The sequence below is a fragment of the Burkholderia sp. BCC1977 genome, from assembly GCF_905339595.1.
In the GTDB taxonomy this organism is placed as follows: Bacteria; Pseudomonadota; Gammaproteobacteria; order Burkholderiales; family Burkholderiaceae; genus Burkholderia.
On sequence record NZ_CAJPGQ010000099.1, the window covers coordinates 1 to 4,075 of the forward strand.

Consider the following 4,075-nt stretch of genomic DNA (forward strand, 5'->3'; position numbering starts at 1 on the left):
GGACGGGAATGCTGTGGCGCGCATCGCAACTGAGCGTTGCCTTCCCGGATGGGATCGAAGCGTATGAGGGTTATCCCTTAATTTTCTCGGTCCAAGATTACGAAATACAACAGCCAGTGGAACCTGTACCGAAATGTAATCTTTCGAGGGGGAAGCGGCACCGGCTGACAACGACGCAGGGACGATCACCCCTAACAATTAAAGCGCATACTAAGTATTTTCCCTGCACACAAAATGTATGATGAATTTGTATATCATTGTTTTTATTGTGTTTTTATGGTTTACATTATATGCTCGCAGCGTCATCATATAGTGACAACGTATTTTTGACGTAGGTACACTGGCACCGCGCTCAGATGAGACTTGCGCCATCTGATCGCTCAGTCCCGAGGAAACTCGGGACATTCGGACAACTCCGCAGTTCCCACGTCAACGGGTGAAAGAGCATGAGTACTTATGCGCGCGTCGCCGCAGTCAACTTCTTCAATTTTTTCGTTTATGCAGCCTGGTTCACGACGCTCGGACTAGTTCTGAGCAAACATGGCATGGGCAGTGAAATCGGCAACGCATACTCGATAGGTCCGGTTGCCGCCCTTTGCACACCGTTCCTGATGGGCTATCTCATCGATCGGTTCTTCAGCGCCGAAAGGGTACTGGCCGTCCTGCATCTGTTGGGAAGCGTCCTGCTTGCCTTCATTCCTACATTCATCACTCACCGCAGCACAGCCGGCCTCTTGGGCACACTGTTCATCTACCTCCTCCTCTACATGCCGACCCAATCGCTGATCAACAACATCACTTTTGGGCATCTCAAGAACAAAAACAGCTATCCATACATCCGCCTGTTCGCAAATATCGGCTGGATCATTCCTGGTCTCGTAGTGGGTCAACTGGGACTCTCAGACAATCCGGCCATTTTCTACGTTGCCTCGGTAGCCGCGCTGATCGTTGGCGTCCTGAGCTTCACGTTGCCGAGGAACGCGCCTACGAAGGAGCGCGCCCTTCATGGCCCGATGCATACATTGAAGGCAGCTGCTGACCTTTTGAAGAACCGTCAGTTCCTCGCCCTGCTCGTCAGCATGACGCTGATCTCCGTCCCGCTAAGCTTTTACTACGCATTTACTTCAACGTTTGCAGACAGCGTGGGTTTCCAGAACGTCGGTACTGTCATGACGGTAGGACAGCTGAGCGAATTGCTTGCGATCGCCTGCATCCCTTTCCTCGTCACAAAAATTGGCTATAAGTGGATGATTCTGGCTGGCATCGGTGCGTCGGTTGTTCGTTATGCACTGTTTTCGATCGGGGCACTGCCGCCCAGCCCTCCTACTGTGTTCACGGCCATTGCGATTCATGGCCTTTGCTATGACTTTCTCTTTGTAACCACCTATCTCTTCGCCGAGAAGTCGGCTGGCGAGGCGTCCAAGGGTCAAGCCCAAGGACTTGTGGTGTTCTTCACGCTCGGTGTCGGGATGCTTATCGGCGCACAGGCGGCCGGGCATCTTTACGCATCCGTCCTTCCCGCTGGAGCAACCGCACTCGGGCCAGCTCAATGGGCCGAATTCTGGCGATTTCCCGCCGTGATCGCGATTATTACGGGACTTGTTTTCTTCGTTGGGTTCAAGGGACGAACCAGCGACACCACTGTTTCGAAGCTGAGCGACCAAGCCTCAATCTAAGACATCCTCAGTACAAGTAAAAACGGCATATCGACCATGGCGTCATCTAACGCCCCATCCAATAGAGAATAGTATTCTGGATTCAGAATATCTCATGGTCGAATTATCTATTAATTTTGCATTCCTAACTACAGGTGAACAATGAATCGCATGACAATTGGAACTTCGCTGGCCATCTGCTTCTCGTGTGTCGCACATGCACAAAGCAGCGTGACCTTGTACGGAACGCTCGACGAAGGGATCAATTTCACGAGCAACGCTGGCGGGCATCGTGCGTATGCGATGGTGAGCGGAGACACATTCTCGTCCGGCTTCGGGTTGACAGGAACGGAAGATCTCGGCGGCGGCATGAAAGCGATATTCAAGCTGGAGAATGGGATGAACCTGAATAACGGTTCAAACTATTACGGCCGCATGTTCAACCAGCAAGCGTATGTAGGCCTGTCATCAGCGTCGTTTGGCACCCTGACCTTTGGTCGCCAATATGAAGCAACGCTTGACATGTGGAGTTTGTATACTGCGGCAGGTACAACAATCGGAGACTTTGCCGCACACCCGTTCAACAATGACAATGCAGACTACAGCTACCGATTCAACAATTCTGTCAAGTATCGCTCGCCACTCTTCCATGGCCTCGAGGTCGAGGGAATCTACGGTTTCAGCAACAGTGAAAACTTTGCTGCGAATCGCGCCTATAGTGCGGCAGCCAATTACACACTTGGCTCGTTCTCGGCCGTCCTAGCATACATGAAGCAAAACAACGGCGGCACCACCGCTACAGGCGCCGTTTCGACCGACAACGTCTTCGTTGGATCGTCTCAGCAAAACATTGATGCCGGGATCAAATGGTCATTCACCAATGGCTCGAGTGTGGCGTTCGCCTACTCTCATACGGTCGTCTACGATCCCACATCGAATCTCTACGTCAGCAATATTGGCTCACAAAGCTGGAAATCGTGGAAGTTCGACAATTTTGAATTGAACGGGAAGTACTTCATTGCACCCGACCTTTTTGTCACCGGCGCGTACACCTATACTCACGGCAAACTGGCAACCGGCGGGGCTGAGTTCGGGCAGAACTGGCATCAGGTATCGGGTGGTATCAACTACCTCTTGAGCAAGCGAACGTCAGTGTTCGTGCAATCTGCTTGGCAGCACACAAATGGAAAATCCGGGACAGGGATGGATTTTGCGTTCATCCCGGGTTCCGCAGGGGCGTCTTCCAACGGCAATCAGTTTGTCGCAAGGCTGGGCATGCTGCATCGGTTCTAGCCAACTCAATCACAGTTTCTACCAGGAAGCGCGTGGCAATCGATTGGACTGACGTTATCCACCGATGGCCACGCCTCAAATATTCGGCCGAAATTCTTCCGGCCGAATACGCTCGCATCACGCTGTGGACCATCCCGAAGATCGGGACGTTTGGTGGTTCGCGACCATTCACAGCGCCACGAACGTAAGTCGTCGCCTCCCCGCTTGCGGCAGATGTTCGCCGCCTGGGCCGGCCCCCGCGAAAACCGGACACGGGGTAACGCTTAAATTATGAGGTAGTCTCCTGCCTATGTTTAAGCCTAACCACAACGTAGAACTTGTCGAAGTGCTGACCCAGCCGGAGCAGCGCCGTCGGCGTTCTGTCGAAGAGAAGCTCGCGATAGTGCGAGAGACTTTCGAGCCCGGGGCCACGGTTTCCGGTGTTGCCCGTCACCATCAAGTGAATGCAAATCAGGTCTTCGCCTGGCGCAAGCTTTATCAGGATGGAAGCCTGTCGGCGGTCAGTGCCGGCGAACAGGTGGTGCCGGCATCGGGCCTGGCCGAAGCGACGAAGCAGATTCGCGAACTTCAGCGGCTGCTGGGCAAAAAAAACGATGGAAGTGGAAATTCTCCGTGAAGCAGTGGAGTACGGTCGAGCAAAAAAATTGGTTCATCGTGGAATTCCGGGGAATGCAGCGCGGATCTTGAGGAAGAAATACTCCTCGTCGCGGTACCCGTAAGCCCGACGCTTGATGACCTTGATGGTGTTGTTGATGCCTTCGACGACGCTGGTATTGAGAGGATGACGGCAGCGGGTCACGATGCCGTGCCAGTACCCCTGCAAGCGCTCGGCGAACTTTTGCAGGGCGGCGATGCCGCTTTGCTGGGCCTGCTCGAACCATTGCCCCCAAGCCTTTTCCGCCCAGGCTGGCTTTCGGTAGACCCAGAGCCGTTTGAGTTCGTCGCGCAGCACGTAGACGCATAACAGCGACTGATTGGCGGCCAGCAATTCCTTCAGGTGCACGGCCTGCTCGGGCTTCAGGTTGTGGCGGTTGCGCAGCAATAGCCAGCGGCTGGACTTCAGGACTTTGCGGGCCGGCTTGTCATGTCGGAGTTGATTGGCCTGATCCACTCGCACCCGATCGATC

3 protein-coding genes and 1 pseudogene are annotated in these 4,075 nt (G+C 53.9%); 3 read left to right on the plus strand and 1 reads right to left on the minus strand.

The annotated features are described in order from the left end of the window. Window positions 1-446: 446 nt before the first annotated feature. From U5771_RS34655 to U5771_RS34665, 3 genes and pseudogenes are all read left to right on the plus strand, one after another. Window positions 447-1,676, plus strand: a complete 1,230-nt coding sequence (locus U5771_RS34655) for an MFS transporter (RefSeq protein ID WP_322028109.1) — start codon at window positions 447-449, stop codon at window positions 1,674-1,676. A 150-nt stretch (window positions 1,677-1,826) separates the two neighbouring features. Next, the gene (locus U5771_RS34660; RefSeq protein ID WP_415859471.1) at window positions 1,827-2,948 is read left to right on the plus strand and encodes a porin; all 1,122 of its coding nucleotides are present in this window, start codon (window positions 1,827-1,829) and stop codon (window positions 2,946-2,948) included. 289 nt (window positions 2,949-3,237) lie between these two features. Then, window positions 3,238-3,595 (plus strand): annotated as a pseudogene (locus U5771_RS34665) (transposase); the annotation flags it as partial. Between the two features lie 2 nt (window positions 3,596-3,597). Here the strand turns inward: U5771_RS34665 and U5771_RS34670 are convergent. Further along, window positions 3,598-4,075: transposase (locus tag U5771_RS34670; protein WP_322028111.1), on the minus strand; the 478-nt coding region annotated here is incomplete at its 5' end.

What these genes read in the sequence shown, in the direction of transcription:
- U5771_RS34655 (WP_322028109.1), top strand. Translation starts at nt 447, where the DNA reads ATGAGTACTTATGCGCGCGTCGCCGCAGTCAACTTCTTCAATTTTTTC.
- U5771_RS34660 (WP_415859471.1), top strand. Translation starts at nt 1,827, where the DNA reads ATGACAATTGGAACTTCGCTGGCCATCTGCTTCTCGTGTGTCGCACAT.